At 61.1% G+C, this 19,726-nt stretch carries 16 protein-coding genes; 2 read left to right on the forward strand and 14 right to left on the reverse strand.

The annotated features are described in order from the left end of the window. Position 1: 1 nt before the first annotated feature. The 7 genes from cysW to PP4_RS26435 form a co-directional block, all read right to left on the reverse strand. Complete coding sequence (gene cysW / locus PP4_RS26405) at positions 2-874, reverse strand: sulfate ABC transporter permease subunit CysW (protein WP_016502135.1); 873 nt, start codon at positions 872-874, stop codon at positions 2-4. 11 nt (positions 875-885) lie between these two features. Further along, the gene (gene cysT / locus PP4_RS26410; protein ID WP_012274724.1) at positions 886-1,704 is read right to left on the reverse strand and encodes a sulfate ABC transporter permease subunit CysT; all 819 of its coding nucleotides are present in this window, start codon (positions 1,702-1,704) and stop codon (positions 886-888) included. 203 nt (positions 1,705-1,907) lie between these two features. Next, positions 1,908-2,915 (reverse strand): sulfate ABC transporter substrate-binding protein, encoded by a 1,008-nt coding sequence (locus tag PP4_RS26415; RefSeq protein ID WP_016502136.1) that lies wholly within the window; start codon positions 2,913-2,915, stop codon positions 1,908-1,910. 48 nt (positions 2,916-2,963) lie between these two features. After that, positions 2,964-3,146 carry a sulfur starvation response protein OscA gene (gene oscA, locus PP4_RS26420; RefSeq protein WP_016489716.1) on the reverse strand — a complete coding sequence of 61 codons (183 nt, stop codon included), beginning with the start codon at positions 3,144-3,146 and terminating at the stop codon, positions 2,964-2,966. Between the two features lie 238 nt (positions 3,147-3,384). Beyond that, the gene (locus PP4_RS26425; RefSeq protein ID WP_016502137.1) at positions 3,385-6,450 is read right to left on the reverse strand and encodes an efflux RND transporter permease subunit; all 3,066 of its coding nucleotides are present in this window, start codon (positions 6,448-6,450) and stop codon (positions 3,385-3,387) included. Further along, positions 6,447-7,514, reverse strand: a complete 1,068-nt coding sequence (locus PP4_RS26430) for an efflux RND transporter periplasmic adaptor subunit (RefSeq protein ID WP_016502138.1) — start codon at positions 7,512-7,514, stop codon at positions 6,447-6,449. Before PP4_RS26430 ends, PP4_RS26425 begins: the two co-directional genes overlap by 4 nt. Then, complete coding sequence (locus tag PP4_RS26435; protein WP_016502139.1) at positions 7,511-8,599, reverse strand: efflux RND transporter periplasmic adaptor subunit; 1,089 nt, start codon at positions 8,597-8,599, stop codon at positions 7,511-7,513. The genes PP4_RS26430 and PP4_RS26435 overlap by 4 nt, the downstream gene beginning before the upstream one ends. Before the next feature lie 297 nt (positions 8,600-8,896). Here PP4_RS26435 and PP4_RS26445 point away from each other — a divergent pair, with 297 nt between their 5' ends. Further along, positions 8,897-9,352: an REP-associated tyrosine transposase gene (locus PP4_RS26445; RefSeq protein WP_016502140.1), complete on the forward strand. Its 456-nt coding sequence runs from the start codon at positions 8,897-8,899 to the stop codon at positions 9,350-9,352. A 64-nt stretch (positions 9,353-9,416) separates the two neighbouring features. Here the strand turns inward: PP4_RS26445 and PP4_RS26450 are convergent, their stop codons facing one another. The 7 genes from PP4_RS26450 to PP4_RS26480 all read right to left on the reverse strand — a co-directional run bounded on the left by PP4_RS26450 (position 9,417) and on the right by PP4_RS26480 (position 17,715). After that, entirely contained in the window at positions 9,417-10,310 is an 894-nt protein-coding gene (locus PP4_RS26450; protein ID WP_016489721.1) for an ABC transporter permease subunit, read from the reverse strand. Beyond that, entirely contained in the window at positions 10,307-11,227 is a 921-nt protein-coding gene (locus PP4_RS26455) for an ABC transporter permease subunit (RefSeq protein ID WP_016489722.1), read from the reverse strand. The genes PP4_RS26450 and PP4_RS26455 overlap by 4 nt, the downstream gene beginning before the upstream one ends. Next, positions 11,224-12,366, reverse strand: a complete 1,143-nt coding sequence (potA, locus tag PP4_RS26460) for a polyamine ABC transporter ATP-binding protein (protein ID WP_016502141.1) — start codon at positions 12,364-12,366, stop codon at positions 11,224-11,226. The genes PP4_RS26455 and potA overlap by 4 nt, the downstream gene beginning before the upstream one ends. Positions 12,367-12,426: 60 nt before the next feature. Further along, positions 12,427-13,521 (reverse strand): polyamine ABC transporter substrate-binding protein, encoded by a 1,095-nt coding sequence (locus PP4_RS26465; RefSeq protein ID WP_041167936.1) that lies wholly within the window; start codon positions 13,519-13,521, stop codon positions 12,427-12,429. Between the two features lie 158 nt (positions 13,522-13,679). Further along, the gene (locus tag PP4_RS26470; RefSeq protein ID WP_016502143.1) at positions 13,680-14,777 is read right to left on the reverse strand and encodes a polyamine ABC transporter substrate-binding protein; all 1,098 of its coding nucleotides are present in this window, start codon (positions 14,775-14,777) and stop codon (positions 13,680-13,682) included. Positions 14,778-14,946: 169 nt separating this feature from the next. Continuing rightward, positions 14,947-16,308, reverse strand: coding sequence for an aspartate aminotransferase family protein (locus PP4_RS26475; protein WP_016502144.1), 1,362 nt, complete (start codon positions 16,306-16,308; stop codon positions 14,947-14,949). Positions 16,309-16,356: 48 nt separating this feature from the next. After that, positions 16,357-17,715: a glutamine synthetase family protein gene (locus tag PP4_RS26480; protein ID WP_016502145.1), complete on the reverse strand. Its 1,359-nt coding sequence runs from the start codon at positions 17,713-17,715 to the stop codon at positions 16,357-16,359. Positions 17,716-18,289: 574 nt separating this feature from the next. Here PP4_RS26480 and PP4_RS26485 point away from each other — a divergent pair. Beyond that, entirely contained in the window at positions 18,290-19,666 is a 1,377-nt protein-coding gene (locus tag PP4_RS26485; RefSeq protein WP_016502146.1) for a glutamine synthetase family protein, read from the forward strand. Positions 19,667-19,726 lie beyond the last annotated feature (60 nt).

Below are 19,726 nucleotides of genomic sequence, written 5' to 3' on the forward strand. Positions count from 1 at the left end.
ATCATTCCTCCGCGGCGCTGTGGCGCAGGCGGTTAATACGGTTCTCGCTCCACTGCTTGAGCAGCAGGATGAAGAGCGCCAGGATCAGCAACAGGCTGGCCACGCTGAAGGCTGCGACGTGGTTGTACTCGTTGTAGAGGATCTCTACGTGCAGCGGCAAGGTGTTGGTCACGCCACGAATGTGGCCCGACACCACCGACACTGCGCCAAACTCGCCCATGGCCCGTGCAGTACACAGCACCACGCCATAGATCAGCCCCCATTTGATGTTGGGCAAAGTCACGTGCCAGAACATTTGCCAGCCATTGGCGCCGAGCAGACGCGCGGCCTCCTCTTCTTGCGTGCCCTGCTCCTGCATCAGCGGGATCAGCTCACGGGCCACGAATGGCACGGTGACGAAAATGGTCGCCAGGACGATGCCCGGGAGGGCGAAGACGATCTGGATGTCATGGTCCTGCAGCCAGGGCCCGAACAGCCCCTGCGCGCCGAACATCAGCACGTAGACCAGGCCGGCGATTACCGGCGATACCGAGAACGGCAGGTCGATAAGGGTGACCAGGATACTTTTGCCACGGAAGGTGTACTTGCTGACGCACCAGGCGGCGCTGACACCGAACACCAGGTTCAACGGTACCGAAATGGCTACGGCGAGCAGGGTCAGCTTCAGCGCCGACAAGGCATCAGGCTCGAAGATCGCCTCGAAGAAGGTGCCAAAACCGTTCTTCAGCGCCTGCGACACCACGATCACCAGCGGCAGCAGCAGGAACAGGGCGAACACCAGCCAGCCAAGGCCGATGAGAATACGCCGCGAGGTAGCACTGCCACGGCGGGCTGCGTTGGCGGCGGCGCTTGCACTCAGGGATGAACTGGACATGCCGGCCTCCTTCAAGGGGTTTCGATGCGGCGCTGCAGCAGGTTGATCAGCAGCAGCAGGATGAAGGAAACAACCAGCATCAGCACGCCGATGGCAGTCGCGCCGGTGTAGTCGTACTGGTCGAGCTTGACCATGATCAGCAGCGGCAGGATCTCGGTCTTCATCGGCATGTTGCCGGCAATGAAGATCACCGAACCATACTCGCCCACGCCGCGGGCGAAGGCCAGGGCAAAGCCGGTGAGCCAGGCCGGCAGCAGGGCTGGCGCCAGTATGTGGCGGAACACCTGCAGCGGCTTGGCTCCCAGGCAGGCCGCAGCCTCTTCCACTTCACGCGGGATATCGGCCAGTACCGGCTGCACCGTGCGCACCACGAAGGGCAAGGTGACGAAGGTCAGCGCCAGGGTGATGCCCAGCGGGGTGTAGGCAATCTTGAAGCCAAGGTCGGTGGCGAACTGGCCAACCCAGCCCGCAGGCGCGTACAGGGCAGTCAGGGCGATACCGGCAACGGCGGTGGGCAGGGCGAACGGCAGGTCGATCATCGCGTCGATGATCTTGCGCCCAGGGAAGGTGTAGCGCACCAGCACCCAGGCCAGCAGGGTGCCGATCACCCCGTTGATGATGGCGGCGAACAGGGCGGTGCCGAAACTCAGCTTGAGCGCGGCGATCACCCGCGGCGCACTGATGATGTTCCAGAACTGCTCCCAGGTCAGCTGCGAGGCATGAATGAACATGGCTGCCAGCGGTATCAGCACGATCAGGCTGAGGTACACCAAGGTGTAGCCCAGCGTCAGCCCGAAGCCGGGTATGACGGGGGAAATACGACGCGACATAAGTGTCCCTGGTTGAATGCACTTGGCCCAGTATCGATCCGGGGCCGGTGCAGGCTTCTGAATCCTGGGGCTGCTTTGCAGCCCATTCGCGGCACAAGGCCGCTCCCACAGCGATCGCGGTTCCACAGGGGATCGCGGCTCTGTGTGGGAGCGGCCTTGTGCCGCAAATGGGCCGCAAGGCGGCCCCCGCTTTTCCCTGGCGTTTACTGTGCCTGATAGATCTGGTCGAACACACCGCCATCATTGAAGAATTTGGGTTGTGCAGTTTTCCAGCCACCGAAGTCCTTGTCGATGGTTACCAGGTCCAGTTTCGGGAATTGCTTGCCGAATTCGGCGGCGACCTTCTCGTCACGCGGACGGTAGAAGTTCTCGGCGGCAATCTTCTGCCCGGCCGGGCTGTACAGGTGCTTGAGGTATTCGGTGGCAATGTCGGTATTGCCCTTCTTCTCGGCGTTCTTGTCCACCACCGCCACGGGCGGTTCGGCCAGGATCGACAGCGACGGTACGACGATGTCGAACTTGTCGGCGCCACCGTCTTCCTTCAGCGCCAGGAACGCTTCGTTTTCCCAAGCCAGCAACACATCGCCTTGGCCGTTGTTGACGAAGGTGATTGTCGAGCCACGGGCGCCGGTATCCAGTACGGGTACGTGCTTGAACAGCTCCTGCACGTAGGCTTTGGCCTTGTCTTCGCTACCACCGGCTTTCAGGCCATAGGCCCAGGCCGCCAGGAAGTTCCAGCGCGCACCGCCGGAGGTTTTCGGGTTCGGGGTAATGACCGAAACGTCCTTCTTGATCAGGTCGCCCCAGTCCTTGATGCCTTTCGGGTTGCCCTTGCGCACCAGGAACACGATGGTCGAGGTGTACGGGGTGCTGGCATCCGGCAGGCGGGTCTGCCAGTTGTCCGGCAGGGTCTTGCCGAGCTTGGCCACTTCGTCGATGTCGCCGGCCAGGGCCAGGGTCACCACGTCGGCGCGCAGGCCGTCGATCACCGCACGGGCCTGCTTGCCCGAGCCACCATGGGATTGCTGGATCTTCACCTTGTCGCCCGGGTGGGCCTGCTGCCAGTGCTTGATGAACTCGGCGTTGTACTGCTGGTACAGCTCGCGGGTCGGGTCGTAGGACACGTTCAGCAGTTCGTAGTCCTTGGCGATGGCGGAACCGGCAAAAACAGCACTGGCCAGAGCGGCAAGCGCATAACGGCGAATGGACATGGTGAAGCTCCCGATTGGCATTTTTCTAATTTTGGAGGTGAGGCGCGATCAGCCGGACTTGTTGCCGGGCTGTTGCAGGCGGAACTTCTCCTTGCGCTCGATCTGTACGACCTGAGCGTTGTGCACAGTGATCTCCACCGCACCAAACCGCAGGTCGCGCAAGGCGCTCTGGATTTCACGCAGAATGGTGGCTTCGTCCTGACCGTCGATGCTACGCAGAGATGCACTCATGCTCGTTCTCCTTGGAGTGAGGGTGCCGGGCAGAGGTTTGAAGGGGATTTGCGCCTGGCTTGAGGGCAATAGTAGTGAGGCGGAGTTATTCTTAAAAATACTGTTTAAGAATGTTTATATAACCAAATTCAAATCGTGATTTTACAGGTGCTCAAATGCCTCTGTGGGAGCGGGCGTGCCCGCGAATGCGACAGTGAATCCACCATCGCATTCGCGGGCACGCCCGCTCCCACAGGGTTCAGTGTTGGGTTTTAGTGCTGTTTTCAGGCTCGCGGATCTTGTACCAGGCCACATACAAGGCCGGCAGGAACAGCAGCGTCAGCAGGGTGGCAACGATGATCCCGCCAATCATGGCGTAAGCCATCGGCCCCCAGAACACCTCGCGGGCAATCGGGATCATGCCCAGGCTGGCCGCCGCCGCAGTCAGCAGGATTGGACGGCGCCGATGGTTGGTGGCTTCCACTACCGCATCCCAAGGCGAGAAGCCCTGGGCTTCGAACTCGTCGATCTGGGTCACCAGAATCACCGAGTTACGAATGATGATGCCCGCCAGCGCCAGGATGCCGAGGATCGCCACGAAGCCCATCGGGGTACCGGTGGGCACCAGCGCCAGCACTACACCGATCAACCCCAGCGGCGCCACGCTGACCACCAGGAACAGCTTCTGCACGCTGTGCAGCTGGATCATCAGGAAGGTCGCCATCAGGAACAGCATCAGCGGAATGACCTTGGCGATCGGGCCCTGGGCCTTGCTGCTCTCCTCCACCGTACCGCCAGTGGCCACTTCGTAACCGACCGGCAGCTGGCTGGCGAACTCATCGATCTTCGGCTTGAGCTGCGCCACCAGGTCGGTGGGCTGGATCTCGCCAGTGACCGAAGCCTTGAGGGTGATGGTCGGCTTGCGATCCCGGCGCCACACCAGCGGCTGCTCCAGCTCGTAGCGCACGGTAGCGAATGACAGCAGCGGGATCGAAGTTCCATTGGGGGTGAGAATCTGCAGGTTCTGCAGGGTATCGGGCGAGCCGCGCTCACTGTCTTCGGCCCGCGCGACCACGTCCACCAGGTAGATGTTGTCGTTGACCTGGGTGATCTGCACGCCACTGACGATGCTGTTCATCACATTGGCCACGTCTTCCGACGACAGCCCCAGCTGGCGTGCCTTGTCCTGGGCGATTTCCACCCGCAGCACCTTACCCGGCTCGTTCCAGTCGTAGATCATCTCGCCGATGTGCTTGTTCTGGTCAAGCAAGGTGGCCAGTTCGATCGCGTGCTTGCGCACCTGATCGATATCAGGACCACTGACCCGGTACTGGATCGGCCGCCCTACAGGCGGGCCCATTTCCAGCGACTGCACATTGGAGCCAATGCCGACGAACTCTTCATGCAGGATCTTCTGCAGACGCTCCATCATGCCCTGGCGCTCTTCGAAGCCTTTGCTGACAATCACCAGCTGCGCGTAGTAAGGGTTCTGCAACTGCTGGTCGAGGGGCAGGTAGAAGCGGACCGCCCCCTGACCAATGTAAGTGCTCCAGTGCACCAGGTCCGGGTCGTCCTTGATCCGCGCCTCGAAGCGGTCGACCACCTTGCGCGTTTCCTCGATCGAGGCGTTCTGTGGCAGGTTGAGGTCGACGAGAATTTCCGGGCGGTCCGAGGACGGGAAGAACTGGTTCTGCACGAAGCGCATGCAAAAGAGCGCCAGCGCGAACAGCACCACGGTACCGATGATGGTCAACCAGCGGTTGCGCATGCACCACAGCAACCCGCCTTCAAATGCCCGTCCGACACGGCCAGGCTCGGCCTCATGGGCCTTGACCTTGTCGCTCTTGAGAATATGCACCCCTAGCACCGGCGCAAAGAACACTGCCACCACCCAAGACACTATCAGGGCCACGGCGATCACCGCGAACAGGGTGAAGGTGTATTCACCCGCGGAGCTGGCGTTCAGGCCGATAGGCACAAAACCCGCCACGGTCACCAAGGTGCCGGTCAGCATGGGAAAGGCTGTGGAGGTGTAGGCGAATGTCGCCGCCTGCTCCTTGGTTTCGCCCATTTCCAGCCGCGTGACCATCACCTCCACGGTAATCATCGCATCGTCCACCAGCAGGCCCAGCGCAATGATCAACGCCCCCAGCGAAATCCGCTGCATGGTGATGCCGCTGTACTCCATGAACACGAACACCATGGCCAGCACCAGCGGGATCGAACAGGCCACCACCAGGCCCGCACGCACGCCGAGGCTGACAAAACTGACGGCCAACACAATCACCACTGCCTCGAACAGCGCACTGGTAAAGCCGCCGACCGCTTGCTTGACCACCACGGACTGATCCGACACGGTGTGTACGCCGACACCTATCGGCAAGTCCTGGACCACTTTGTCCATGCGCTTTTTCAGCGCCTCACCGAACACCTGGATGTTGCCACCGGCCTTCATGCCGATGGCCAGGCCCAACGCCGTCTGGCCGTTGTAGCGGAACATCGGTGAAGGCGGGTCGACGTAACCGCGCTCGATGTCGGCGATGTCGGCCAGGCGGAAGAAGCGGTCGTTGACCCTCAGGTTGACGGTTTGCAGGTCCTTTTCCGAGGCAAACTGGCCGGAGGTACGCACCGAAATACGTTCCGGGCCGGCCTCGATGACGCCAGCCGGGGTCACCGCGTTCTGCGATTGCAGGGCCTGCATCACCTGGCGCTGGTCAATGCCCAGGGCGGCCAGCTTGCGGGTGGAGAAGTTCAGGTACAGCACTTCGTCCTGAGTGCCGACCAGCTCGATCTTGCCGATGTTGGGCACATCGCGCACCTCGGCCCGGGCCTGTTCCACGTAGTCACGCAGTTGGCGCAAGGTCAGGCCGTCGGCGGTAAAGGCATAGATCGAGCCGAATACATCACCGAATTCGTCGTTGAAACCCGGGCCCTGGATGCCCGCCGGGAATTCGCCACGAATGTCCTGGATCTTCTTGCGCACCTGGTACCAGATATCCGGAATGTCCTTGGCCTTGGTGGTGTCGCGCAGGTAGACGTAGACCGTGGATTCACCGGGGCGGGTGTAGCTCTTGGTGTAGTCGAGCGAGTCGAGTTCTTCGAGCTTCTTCTCGATGCGGTCGGTGACCTGGTACAGGGTTTCGTCCTGGGTCGCACCGGGCCAGCGGGTCTGGATGACCATGGTTTTGATGGTGAACGACGGGTCTTCCTCACGCCCGAGGTTGAAGTACGAAAAAATCCCCATCAGCAGGCCAACGAACATCAGGTACCACACGAATGACTGGTGCTTGAGCGCCCATTCGGAGAGGTTGAAGCTTCCTTTCATTGCGCATCCTCGTCGAAGGTGACCTTCTGGCCAGGCTTCAGGCTGTTCACACCTGCGGTAACGACGCGCTCACCGGGCTGCACGCCCGACGTCAGCACGATGCTGTCGGCGGTGCGTTCGATCAGCGCCACGTCACGGGTTGCAACGGTCTTCTGCTGCGTATCGATCACCCACACCTGGGTCTTGCCGTCACGCTCGAGCAAGGCACTGCGGGGCAGTTCGCTGCGGGGCGTGACTTGCGAGCTCAAGGTCACGCTGATCGCGGTGCCCAGGTGAAAGGCCGCAGGCGTGCCGGCCAAGGTCAGGCGGGCGCGGCGGGTGCGGGTGGTGGCGTCGGCCTGAGGTTCCAGTTCGCGCAGCGTGGCGGTGGTGTTGATGGTGGGGTCGAGCTGCGAGGCGACGGTGAAGGTCAGGCCACTGCTCAGTTGTTCGGCCAGGCCGATGGGCAGGTCGATCACCGCTTCCTTCACGTCCGGACGGGCCAGGGTCACCACGGCCTGGCCGGCCGTTACGGTTTGCCCGGCTTCGGCCTGCCAGGCGGTAATCACGGCGGCGTGGTCGGTGCGCAGGGTGCTGTAGTCGAGCTGGTCACGGGCCTGGCTGAGCGCAGAGCGCGCCTGCTCCAGCGCTGCGCTGGTGGTTTTCAGGTTGGTCTGGGCGATATCCAGCTGGGCCTGGGCGCCAACGCCGCGGTCATAAAGCTGTTGCTGGCGACGGGCATCGGCCTGGGCGTTGATCCACTGCGCCTGCACCTTGGCCAGGTCGCCTTCGGCGGCGCGCAGCTGGTTCTGCTGGTCGGTCGGGTCGAGGGTGGCCAGGGTGTCGCCCGGCTTCACCTGGGCGCCCACATCCAGCCAACGCCGGGCAATGCGTCCGGAAACACGAAAGCCCAAGGTACTTTCAAAACGCGCCTGGATACTGCCGGCGAAGCGGCCCAGTTGCGACTGCACCTGGGGTTCGACCTTGACCGACAGCACCGGCCGAATCGGCTCTGGTGCTTCTTCTTCGCTACTGCAGCCAGCCAGCAATACGCCGGCCGACAGCATCAGCAGCAGGCGTTTCATAGCTCACCCCCTTGGGCCTTGGCGTCGACCTTCTGCACCTGCATGCCGGGGTGCAGCAACTGCCCGCCAGTGACCACCACGGTTTCGCCGCCCTTCAGGCCGCTGGCGACCACAATCTTGCCGGTGAGATAACGGCTGACTTCGACTTTGCGCAATTCCACCTTGTCGCCCTCGCCCACCACCCACACGGCGGGGTCATGCAGGGCCTTGGTCAGCGCCGACCACGGCAGTTCGACGCTGGGCCGGCCCTGGGCATTGGTGGAGGCGGTGACTGGTGCACCCAGTTGCATGCCGGGTGGCACGTCTTTAAGGCCCACCTTGACCTGCACCGTGCCGCTTTGCGCCGACACCGTGGGCGTGATTTCGCGCACGAAACCCTGCGCCTGGACCTTGGGGTCGTCCAGCAGGCTCACGACTACCCCGGCATCGCTGGGCGGCGCCACCAGCAGCGACTCGTAGACATTGAACACCGCATCGCGGTCGCCATCGACGGCCAGGCTGAAGATCGGCATGGTCGCCTGCACCACCTGGCCGACTTCGGCCTGGCGCTCGGTGATCACCCCGGCGGCCTCGGAGACCAGTGCGGTGTAGCTGAGTTGCTCGTTGGCATTGGCCAGTTGCGCCTGGGCGGCCTTGAGCGCGCTCTGATTGCTGCGCAGCGCGGCCTCGGCAGCATCGTATTCGCTCTGGCTGGTGTAGCCCTTGGGCAGCAGTTTTTGCTGGCGCACGAAGGCGGCGCTGGTCTGGGTGACCCGCGCCTGCGCGGCGAATACTTCGGCCTTGGCCGAGTCGACGTTGTTCTGCAGGTCTTTCGGGTCCAGCCGGGCCAGCACCTGGTTGGCCTTGACGTGATCGCCAACATCGACGCTGCGCGAAATGATCTTGCCGCCGACACGGAACGACAGATCAGTCTGCACCCGCGCCTGCACGTCGCCGGTCAGGGTGACCCTGGCAGCGAAATCGGTGGACTGGACCTGTTGCACACCCACCCGAGGCAGCGTCTCGGGGACCTCTTCCTTGCTACAGCCGGTGAGCATGTAAAGCAGCCCCAGGCAGACGACCGACAGCGGACGCATCAACGCCATGCTGGCTCCTTGCTCGTGCACAAATGATTTGTGGAATGCGACTGTGAGCGTAGTTCAGGGTTCGATAAACATCACTGACGCGGATCAGTTCGGCATTTTCACAGCCTGTGCCGGCCTCTTCGCGGGTGAACCCGCTCCCACAGAGATCGTGCATATGCTGAATCCTGTGCAGTACCTGTGGGAGCGGGTTCACCCGCGAAAGGGCCGGTCCTGCCATATCCAGAAATCATCTGCTTCCCTGGGGGTGCAACACAGCCACTACCTTGGGATGTTGATCTCTATTCAAGGAAGAACCTGATGCCCAGGGCCCAATCCCATCTGCTTCGTCGTGGTCGCTATTCAGAACTTGGCAGGCTGTATCTGCTGACCACTGTTACCCATCAGCGCAAGCCGCTATTCGATGACTTCCACCATGCCCGGTTAGTCATTCACCAATTGCGGCAAGCCGATCAGGAGCACGCCTGCCGCTCACTGGCGTGGGTGCTGATGCCAGACCATCTGCATTGGCTGATCGAGCTGAAAGGAACAACACTGGCTACCCTGATGCGCAGGTTCAAGTCCCGCTCCAGTCTCGCATTACATCAGGCAGGGGTTAGGCATGACCCGGTATGGCAGCCTGGGTATCAGGACCGAGCATTGAGAACGGAGGAAAGCATGGTGCATGTAGCCCGGTACATTGTTGCCAATCCATTGAGGGCTGGATTGGTCAGAAGTGTCCGGGAATATCCACACTGGGATGCAGTATGGCTTTGATTCGATGCTGGAGCCTTCGCGGCGGTTCGGCGCGAAAGGGCCGAACCGCCGCGAAAGGGCCGGGTCAGGCCGACGCAGCTACCTGTGTCGGGCGCTTGACCTGCGGCTGCGAAGCGTTGGCCGCAGCGCCTTCCTCGATCGCCTGCTGAATCGCCTTGCGACGACGCTCTTCGCTGCGGCGGCTGAAGTACCAGACAAAGAAGGTCACCAGCGACACCGACAGCAGGATCAGGCTGGCCACGGCGTTGATCTCCGGCTTCACGCCCAGGCGCACTGCCGAGAACACTTCCATCGGCAAGGTGGTCGAACCCGGGCCGGACACGAAGCTGGCCAGCACCAGGTCATCCAGCGACAGCGCGAACGACATCATGCCGCCCGCCGCCAGCGACGGCGCGATCATCGGGATGGTGATCAGGAAGAACACCTTCCACGGCTTGGCACCCAGGTCCATTGCCGCTTCTTCGATCGACAGGTCCAGCTCACGCAGCCGCGCCGATACAACCACCGCCACATACGCCGCACAGAACGTGGTGTGGGCGATCCAGATAGTGACGATACCGCGCTCCTGCGGCCAGCCGATCATCTGCGCCATGGCCACGAACAGCAGCAACAGCGACAGACCGGTGATCACTTCAGGCATTACCAGCGGCGCGGTGACCAGGCCACCGAACAGCGTACGGCCCTTGAAGCGGGTGACCCGGGTCAGCACGAAGGCCGCCAGCGTACCCAGCGCCACCGCCGCCACCGCCGTGTAGCAGGCGATTTCCAGCGAGCGCATCACCGACCCCATCAACTGGGTGTTGTCGAGCAGGCCGACGTACCACTTGATCGACCAGCCCCCCCACACTGTCACCAGTTTGGAGGCGTTGAACGAGTAGATCACCAGGATCAGCATCGGCAGGTAGATGAACAGCAAGCCGAGCACCAGCATCAGCTTGGAGAAACTGAAGCGTTTCATGCGCGGCCCTCCATTTCTTTGGCCTGGCTGCGGTTGAACAGCAGGATCGGCACAATCAGGATCGCCAGCATCACTACCGCAAGCGCAGAGGCTACCGGCCAGTCACGGTTGTTGAAGAACTCCTGCCACAGCACTTTACCGATCATCAGGGTTTCCGGGCCGCCGAGCAGTTCAGGGATCACGAACTCGCCCACCACCGGGATGAACACCAGCATGCAGCCGGCGATGATGCCGTTTTTCGACAGCGGCACGGTAATTTTCCAGAAGCTGTTGAAGGTGCTCGAACCCAGGTCGGATGCAGCCTCAAGCAGGCTCGGGTCATGCTTCACCAGGTTGGCGAACAGCGGCAGGATCATGAACGGCAGGTACGAATAGACCACACCGATGTACACCGCCAGGTTGGTGTTGAGGATCTGCAGCGGCTGGTCGATCAACCCGGTCCACATCAGGAAGCCGTTGAGCAGGCCGTTGTTGCTGAGAATGCCCATCCAGGCATAGACGCGGATCAGGATCGCGGTCCAGGTCGGCATCATGATCAGCAGCAGCAGGACGGTCTGGGTTTCCTTCTTGGCGTTGGCAATGGCGTAGGCCATCGGGAAGCCGATCAGCAGGCACAGCAGGGTGCTGAAGAACGCCATCTTCAACGAGCCCAGGTAAGCCGAGAGGTACAGCTCATCCTCGGTCAACAAGCCATAGTTGGCCAGGTTGAGCACCAACTGGATCTTGTCTTCGACGTAGCTGTAGATCTCGGTATACGGCGGGATCGCCACGTCGGCTTCGGCGAAGCTGATCTTCAGCACGATGAAGAACGGCAGCATGAAGAACAGGAACAGCCAGATGAACGGCACGCCGATCACCACGTGCCGCCCCCGCGGGGTCAGGCGCTGGAAGGCTCGCTTGAGCTTGCGCAGTTTCATGACCGCAGTACCACGCCGCTGTCGTCTTCCCACCACACGTACACTTCATCGCCCCAGGTCGGGCGGGTACCCTGGCGCTCGGCGTTGGCGACGAACGACTGCACAACCTTGCCGCTCGGCAACTCCACGTAGAACACCGAGTGGCCACCCAGGTAGGCGATGTCGTGCACCTTGCCGCGCGACCAGTTGTGCTCGAAATCCGGCTGTTTGGTGGTTACCAGCAGCTTTTCCGGGCGCAGCGCGTAGGTGATGTGCTTGTCTTCCACCGAGGTGGTGATGCCGTGGCCCACGTAGATCTTGCGCTCAAGCTCCGGGCTGGCAATGATCGCGTAGCCTTCGGCATCATCGACCACATCACCTTCGAAGAGGTTGACGTTACCGATGAACTCGCACACCAGGCGGCTGGTCGGCGTTTCGTAGATGTCCACGGGCGAGCCGATCTGGGCAATCCAGCCCAGGTGCATGATGGCAATGCGCTGGGCCATGGTCATGGCCTCTTCCTGGTCGTGGGTCACCATCACGCAGGTCACGCCCACGCGTTCGATGATCTCTACCAGTTCCAGCTGCATCTGCGAACGCAGTTTCTTGTCCAGCGCACCCATCGGCTCGTCGAGCAGCAGCAGCTTGGGGCGCTTGGCCAGGGAGCGGGCCAGGGCTACGCGCTGACGCTGTCCACCGGACAGCTGGTGCGGCTTGCGCTTGGCGTACTGGGTCATGTGCACCAGCTTGAGCATCTCGGCCACGCGGGCGTCGATGTCAGCCTTGGGCAGCTTGTCCTGCTGCAGGCCGAAGGCGATGTTCTGTGCCACGGTCATGTGTGGGAACAGGGCGTAGGACTGGAACATCATGTTGATAGGCCGCTCGTAGGGCGGCATGTCGGTGATGTCGACGCCGTCGAGCAGGATCCGCCCTTCGGTAGGGCGCTCGAAGCCGGCCAGCATGCGCAGCAGGGTCGATTTGCCGGAACCGGAGCCACCCAGCAGGGCGAAGATCTCGCCTTTGCGGATTTCCAGTGACACATCGTCTACGGCGATGGTTTCGTCGAACTTCTTCGTGACCCGGTCGATTTTGACCAGCACCTGCTTGGGTTGCTGGCCACCCTCGAGGGCTTTCTTATAGGCACCGGAGGCAACTGCCATGAGTGAAACTCCCAACAAGATTTGTGTGCCCGCCCCTGCTTGGGCGGCGGGCCTGGATTGTTACTTGCCCGACTTGACCTTGGTCCAGCTACGGGTCATCAAACGTTGCACCTTGGGCGGCAACTCTGAATTCACGAACATCTTGTCCAGCACTTCCTGCGGTGGGTAAACCGCAGCGTCAGTCCTCACGGCCTGGTCCATCAGGTCGCCAGCCTTGGGGTTCGGGTTGGCGTAACCGACGTAATCACTGACCTGGGCGATAACCTCAGGTTTCAGCAAATAGTTGATGAAGGCGTGGGCCTCTTTGACGTTCTTGGCGTCGGCGGGGATCGCCAGCACGTCGAACCAGAGGTTGCCGCCTTCCTTGGGAATGGCGTAGGCCAGGTTCACGCCCTTCTTCGCTTCTTCAGCGCGGGCCTTGGCCTGGAAGATATCGCCCGAGAAGCCTGCCGCGACGCAGATGTCGCCGTTGGCCAGGTCGGTGATGTACTTGGACGAGTGGAAGTAGGTCACGTACGGGCGCACGGCCAGCAGCTTCTGCTCGGCTTTTGCATAGTCCTTGGGGTCGGTGCTGTTGGGGTTGAGGCCCATGTAGTTGAGCACCGCCGGCAGCATTTCGTCCGCCGAGTCGAGGAAGGCCACGCCGCACTTGGAGAGTTTCTTCATGTTCTCGGGTTCGAACAGCACGGCCCAGGAGTCGATGGTGTCCACGCCCAGCGCGGCCTTCACCTTGTCGACGTTGTAACCGATGCCGTTGGTGCCCCACAGGTAAGGCACGGCGTACTGGTTGCCCGGGTCGTTCTTTTCCAGGCGTTTCATCAACGCCGGATCCAGGTTGGCATAATTGGGCAGCAGGCTCTTGTCGAGCTTCTGGAACGCGCCCGCCTTGATCTGCTTGCCGAGGAAATGGTTGGACGGCACTACCACGTCATAGCCGGTGTTACCGGCCAGCAGCTTGCCTTCCAGGGTTTCGTTGGAGTCGAACACGTCCTGCACGGGCTTGATGCCCGTTGCTTTCTCGAAGTCCGCGAGTGTGGTCGGGCCGATATAGTCGGACCAGTTGTAAAAGTGCACCGTAGGCGCCGCTTGGACGCTGCATGCCAGCGTCAGGCCCGCACCGGCCATCAAGGCCTTGCGGAATACAGAAATAGACAAGTGGGTGCTCCTCACAATCAGTGCCTGGGTCGCGACAATGCTGCCGCACACGCAAAACCGGCGCGCAACTTACCTTCGCAGCTTCGATGCCGCAATCAACAATTGCCTTTCACTGGCTCCGGGCCGGTAAAGCCCGGCCCAGAGGTGTCGCATCGGGCTTATTTGCCCGATTTGATCTTGGTCCAGCTGCGGGTGATCACACGCTGCACAGAAGCGTCAGGCGCAGCGATTGCGTACAGCTGCTTCTTCACTTCGGCAGGCGGGTAAATGCTCGGGTCACCGCTGATGTCTTTATCCACCAGCGCAGTGGCAGCCTGGTTGCCGTTCGGGAAGCGCACGGCGTTGGTGATCTCGGCCATGATTTCCGGCTGCAGCAGGAAGTTCATGAACTGGTAGGCCTCATCCTTGTGCTCGGCATCTTTCGGGATGGCGACCATGTCGTAGAAAGTACCGGCGCCTTCCTTCGGAATGACGTAGTCCACTTTGACTTTGTCGCCGGCTTCGTGGGCACGTGCCTTGGACTGCTCCAGGTCACCCGAGTAACCGACGGCTACACAGATGTTGCCGTTGGCCATGTCGCCGATGTACTTGGAGGAGTGGAAATAGGTGATCGAAGGACGAATCTTGAGGAACAGGTCCTCGGCGGCCTTCAGGTCTTCTTTCTTGGTGCTGTCGCTCGGCAGGCCCAGGTAGTGCAGCGCGGCCGGGATCATTTCGGTCGGTGCATCCAGGAAGCTCACACCGCAGCTTTTGAGCTTGGCAATGTTCTCAGGCTTGAACACGACGTCCCACGAGTCGATCTTGTCCACGCCCAGCGCGGCCTTGACCTTCTCCGGGTTGTAGCCGATGCCGATCGAGCCCCACATGTACGGGAAGGCGTGCTTGTTGTCCTTGTCGCTGGCATCGCCAACGGCTTTGAGCAGGTCCGGATCGAGGTTTTTCCAGTTAGCCAGCTTGGAACGGTCCAGTTCCTCGTAAACCCCCGCCTTGATCTGCTTGGCCAGGAAGTTGTTGGACGGCACCACGATGTCGTAGCCCGACTTGCCTGCCAGCAGCTTGGCTTCGAGGGTTTCGTTGCTGTCGAAGACGTCGTACTTGACCTTGATACCGGTCTGCTTCTCGAACTTGGCGATGGTGTCCGGCGCGATGTAGTCCGACCAGTTGTAGACGTTCAACACCTTGTCGTCAGCCTGTGCAGCAGTAGCCATGGCACCCATCAGGGCTGCGGCCAGCAACGTCTTGCCCATTTTATTCATGCGTCATGCTCCAGAATTTTTATTTAGCCATCTGTTCAGCAGCCAGGACCTACGGTGCAGAGCGCGCGGCGACTGAATCAGTCGCTAGTCTGGCAAGTTACGAGGCTCTGTTTCAAGGAAAGCAGAGCCTTGTAACGACTTAATGTCACATCGCTAGCCTAGCAAATGCCTACCGAATCGCCTCAAGGGTCAAGTCGAGGCATTTGCGTGCCTTTTCCACCAGTTCGTCGATTTCCGCATGGCTGATGACCAGCGGCGGCGCGATGATCATGGTGTCACCCACCGCACGCATGATCAGGCCGTTTTCGAAGCAGAAGGTGCGGCAGATCATGCCCACGCCCTTGCCCTCGTAACGGCTGCGGGTGGCCTTGTCTTTCACCAGCTCGATCGCGCCAAGCATGCCAAGGCCGCGCACTTCACCCACCAGCGGGTGGTCCTGCAGCTCACGCAAACGCTTTTGCAAATACGGTGCCGCTTCAGTACGCGCCTTCTCGACAATTTGCTCGTCGCGCAGGATGCGCAGGTTTTCCAGGCCCACCGCCGCCGCTACCGGGTGGCCCGAATAGGTGAAGCCGTGGTTGAAGTCACCGCCTTCGCTGATCACCTTGGCCACTTTGTCACGCACGATCACACCGCCCATGGGGATGTAACCGGAGGTCAGGCCCTTGGCGATGGTCATCAGGTCGGGCTTGAGGTCGTAGTAATCAGAGCCGAACCACTCGCCGGTACGGCCGAAACCACAGATGACTTCGTCGGCAACGAACAGGATGTCGTACTTGGCGAGAATCTCCTTCACCTTCGGCCAGTAGGTTTCCGGCGGGATGATCACGCCGCCTGCGCCCTGGATAGGCTCGGCGATGAAGGCGGCGACGTTGTCTTCGCCGACTTCGAGGATTTTCTTCTCCAGCTGTTCGGCCGCCCAGATACCGAACGCATCCGGGGTCATGTCACCGCCTTCGCCGAACCAGTACGGCTGCGGGATGTGCACGATGCCCGGGATCGGCAGGCCGCCCTGCTCGTGCATGCCGCTCATGCCGCCCAGGCAAGCACCGGCGAAGGTGGAGCCGTGGTAGCCGTTGATACGGCCGATGATGGTCTGCTTGTGCGGCTTGCCCTTCAACGCCCAGTAGTGGCGCACCATGCGCAGCACGGTGTCGTTGCCTTCGGAGCCGGAGCCGGTGAAGAACACATGGGTCATGCCCTCGGGCGCCACATCGGTAATGGCCTTGGCCAGTTCCAGTGCAGGCGGGTGGGCCGTCTGGAAGAACAGGTTGTAGTACGGCAGCTCGCGCATCTGCTTTTCTGCTGCCTGAACCAGCTCTTCACGGCCGTAACCCACCGCCACGCACCACAGGCCCGCCATGCCGTCGAGGATCTTGTGCCCCTCGCTGTCCCACAAATGCACCCCCTGGGCCTTGGTGATGATGCGCGGCCCCTTCTCCTTCAGCTGCTTGTAGTCACTGAAAGGTGCGAGATGGTGCTCCCCGCTCAGGGTTTGCCATTCACGGGTTTGCGGGTTGTTGGTGCTCATGTGCTTCTCCGTTGTTCGACAGCCGCGCTCCAGCGGCCCCAGGGTTTATCAGACAGCGAACAGCAGGAACTCTCGCTCCCAGGAACTGATGACACGCTTGAAGTTTTCATGCTCGGCGCGCTTGGTTGCGACGTAGCCGGTGATGAACTTCTTGCCCAGGTACTGCACCAGCGCACGGCTGTTTTCCATGCGCTCCAGGGCGTCTTCGATGGTCAGCGGCAAGCGCAGATTGCGGCGTTCGTAGCCACGGCCCTGTACCGGCGCGCTGGCCTGAATGCCTTCGACCATGCCGATGTAGCCACACAGCAGGCTGGCAGCAATGGCCAGGTATGGGTTGGCGTCGGCGCCCGGCAGGCGGTTCTCGACCCGGCGGCTTTGCGGGCCGGCATCCGGTACGCGCAGGCCGACAGTGCGGTTTTCTTCGCCCCACTCCACGTTCACCGGCGCCGAAGTGTCGGGCAGGAAGCGGCGGAACGAGTTGACGTTGGGGGCGAACAGCGGCAGTGCCTCGGGGATGAACTTCTGCAGGCCACCGATGTGGTGGAGGAACAGCTCGCTCATGCTGCCGTCTTCATTGCTGAAGATGTTCTTGCCGGTGGCCACGTCGACCACGCTCTGGTGCAGGTGCATGGCACTGCCCGGCTCGCCGGTCATCGGCTTGGCCATGAAGGTGGCAGCCACGTTGTGCTTGAGCGCCGCCTCGCGCATGGTGCGCTTGAACACCAGGATCTGGTCGGCCAGGTGCAGGGCGTCGCCGTGACGGAAGTTGATTTCCATCTGCGCCGTGCCGTCTTCGTGGATCAGCGTGTCCAGGTCCAGTTGCTGCAGTTCGCACCAGTCGTAGACGTCTTCGAACAGCGGGTCGAATTCGTTGGCGGCTTCGATCGAGAACGACTGGCGGCCGGTTTCCGGGCGGCCCGAACGGCCTACCGGGGGCTGTAACGGGAAGTCCGGGTCTTCGCTGCGCTTGGTCAGGTAGAACTCCATCTCAGGCGCGACAATCGGCTGCCAGCCCTTGTCGGCGTAGAGCTTGAGGACTTTCTTCAAGACGTTGCGTGGCGACAGTTCGACCGGGTTGCCCTTCTTGTCGTAGGTGTCGTGGATCACCTGCGCAGTCGGCTCGATGGCCCACGGTACAAGGAACACGGCATTCTCGTCGGGGCGGCAGATCATGTCGATGTCGGCCGGGTCGAGCAGTTCGTAATAGATGTCGTCGTCGACGTAGTCGCCGGTCACAGTCTGCAGCAGCACGCTCTCGGGCAGGCGCATGCCTTTTTCGGCGATGAATTTGTTGGTGGGCGAAATCTTGCCGCGCGTGATGCCGGTCAGGTCACTGATCATGCATTCGACTTCGGTGATCTTGTGCTCTTTCAACCAATCGGTGAGCTGGTCGAGGTTGTTACTCATAAATACCTCAGGAGGTAAGGTGGGCCGCGCATTGATTCTGGATGGAGTAGATTGCTAAAGCAAAAACCCCCGCGCAGCGCCGCAGTGGATACACTGAAAACAAGTGTGTCCGTAATGAGTTCGAAGGGCAGGAAGACGAAGCGAAGGGCGGCAAGCCGCTACGAGGGCGGGCCCGGAAACGCCAAACGTCAATTATTGCGGCCAGGGCGACCACGCCATTGACGAAGCTTGCAAAAACGACAGAGGTACCTGTTGGCACTGCGCAGGCAGTGCTTTCAGGTCGCGGCAAGCGGACCATGTGACCCTCGTATTATTGTGTTCTGGGTTGTGACCGAGCTTAGCCTTGTTCATTTTTTTACACAACACCCGCGTAAAAAATAAAAGACGGTACGCTTGAGATAGCTCTTCACACGTGAAATAGCGGATAATGGCACGCCCCGATTTGCAGCAAATCTGCCGTAGATGTGCCATTTCAGGGCATCATGGGGTTGGCTTGACATCAGTATGGCTTTTCGATTGACTGGTCCTGCAAGCCCCCCTTGATTGATATTTTTAACAACAAAGGTGTTGCATCATGTCGGTACCCCCGCGTGCCGTTCAGCTTAACGAAGCGAACGCGTTCCTTAAGGAACATCCTGAGGTTCTCTACGTTGACCTTCTGATTGCAGATATGAATGGTGTGGTGCGTGGCAAGCGCATTGAGCGCACCAGCCTCCACAAGGTTTACGAGAAAGGCATCAACCTGCCGGCCTCCCTCTTCGCCCTGGACATCAACGGTTCCACCGTCGAAAGCACCGGGCTTGGCCTGGACATCGGCGATGCTGACCGCATCTGCTACCCGATCCCCGACACGCTCTGTAATGAGCCGTGGCAAAAGCGCCCCACTGCCCAACTGCTGATGACCATGCACGAGATCGAAGGCGAGCCGTTCTTCGCCGACCCTCGTGAAGTGCTGCGTCAGGTAGTGAGCAAGTTCGACGAACTGGGCCTTACCATCTGCGCTGCATTCGAGCTGGAGTTCTACCTGATCGACCAGGAGAACGTGAACGGCCGCCCACAGCCGCCGCGCTCGCCAATTTCGGGCAAACGCCCGCAGTCGACCCAGGTGTACCTGATCGACGACCTCGACGAATATGCCGACTGCCTGCAGGACATCCTTGAAGGCGCGAAAGAACAAGGCATCCCGGCCGACGCCATCGTCAAGGAAAGCGCCCCGGCGCAGTTCGAAGTCAACCTGCACCACGTGCCTGACCCGCTCAAGGCCTGCGATTACGCGGTACTGCTCAAGCGGTTGATCAAGAACATCGCCTACGACCATGAAATGGACACCACCTTCATGGCCAAGCCCTACCCGGGCCAGGCAGGCAACGGCCTGCATGTACACATTTCCGTGCTGGACAAAGATGGCCACAACATCTTCACCAGCGAGGATCCCGAGCAGAACGCCGCGCTACGTCACGCTGTCGGCGGTGTGCTCGAGACCCTGCCCGCGTCCATGGCGTTCCTTTGCCCGAACGTCAACTCGTACCGCCGCTTTGGCGCGCAGTTCTATGTACCGAACGCGCCAAGCTGGGGCCTGGACAACCGCACCGTAGCGCTGCGTGTGCCAACAGGCTCTGCCGATGCCGTGCGCCTCGAGCACCGGGTAGCCGGCGCCGATGCCAACCCGTACCTGATGATGGCGGCCGTGCTGGCTGGCGTTCACCATGGCCTGACCAACAAGATCGAGCCGGGCAAGCCGATCGAAGGCAACTCGTACGAGCAGCTGGAGCAGAGCCTGCCGAACAACCTGCGCGATGCCCTGCGCGAGCTGGACGACAGCGAGATCCTCAACAAGTACATCGATCCGAAGTACATCGACATCTTTGTCGCGTGCAAGGAAAGCGAGCTGGAGGAGTTCGAGCACTCGATCTCCGACCTCGAGTACAACTGGTACCTGCACACCGTGTAAAAAAACGCCGCCCACAAGGGCGGCGTTTTTGTTTTAGACCGGTGTCGCCTGCTTCGCGGG

This window comes from Pseudomonas putida NBRC 14164, from assembly GCF_000412675.1.
Lineage (GTDB): Bacteria > Pseudomonadota > Gammaproteobacteria > Pseudomonadales > Pseudomonadaceae > Aquipseudomonas > Aquipseudomonas putida.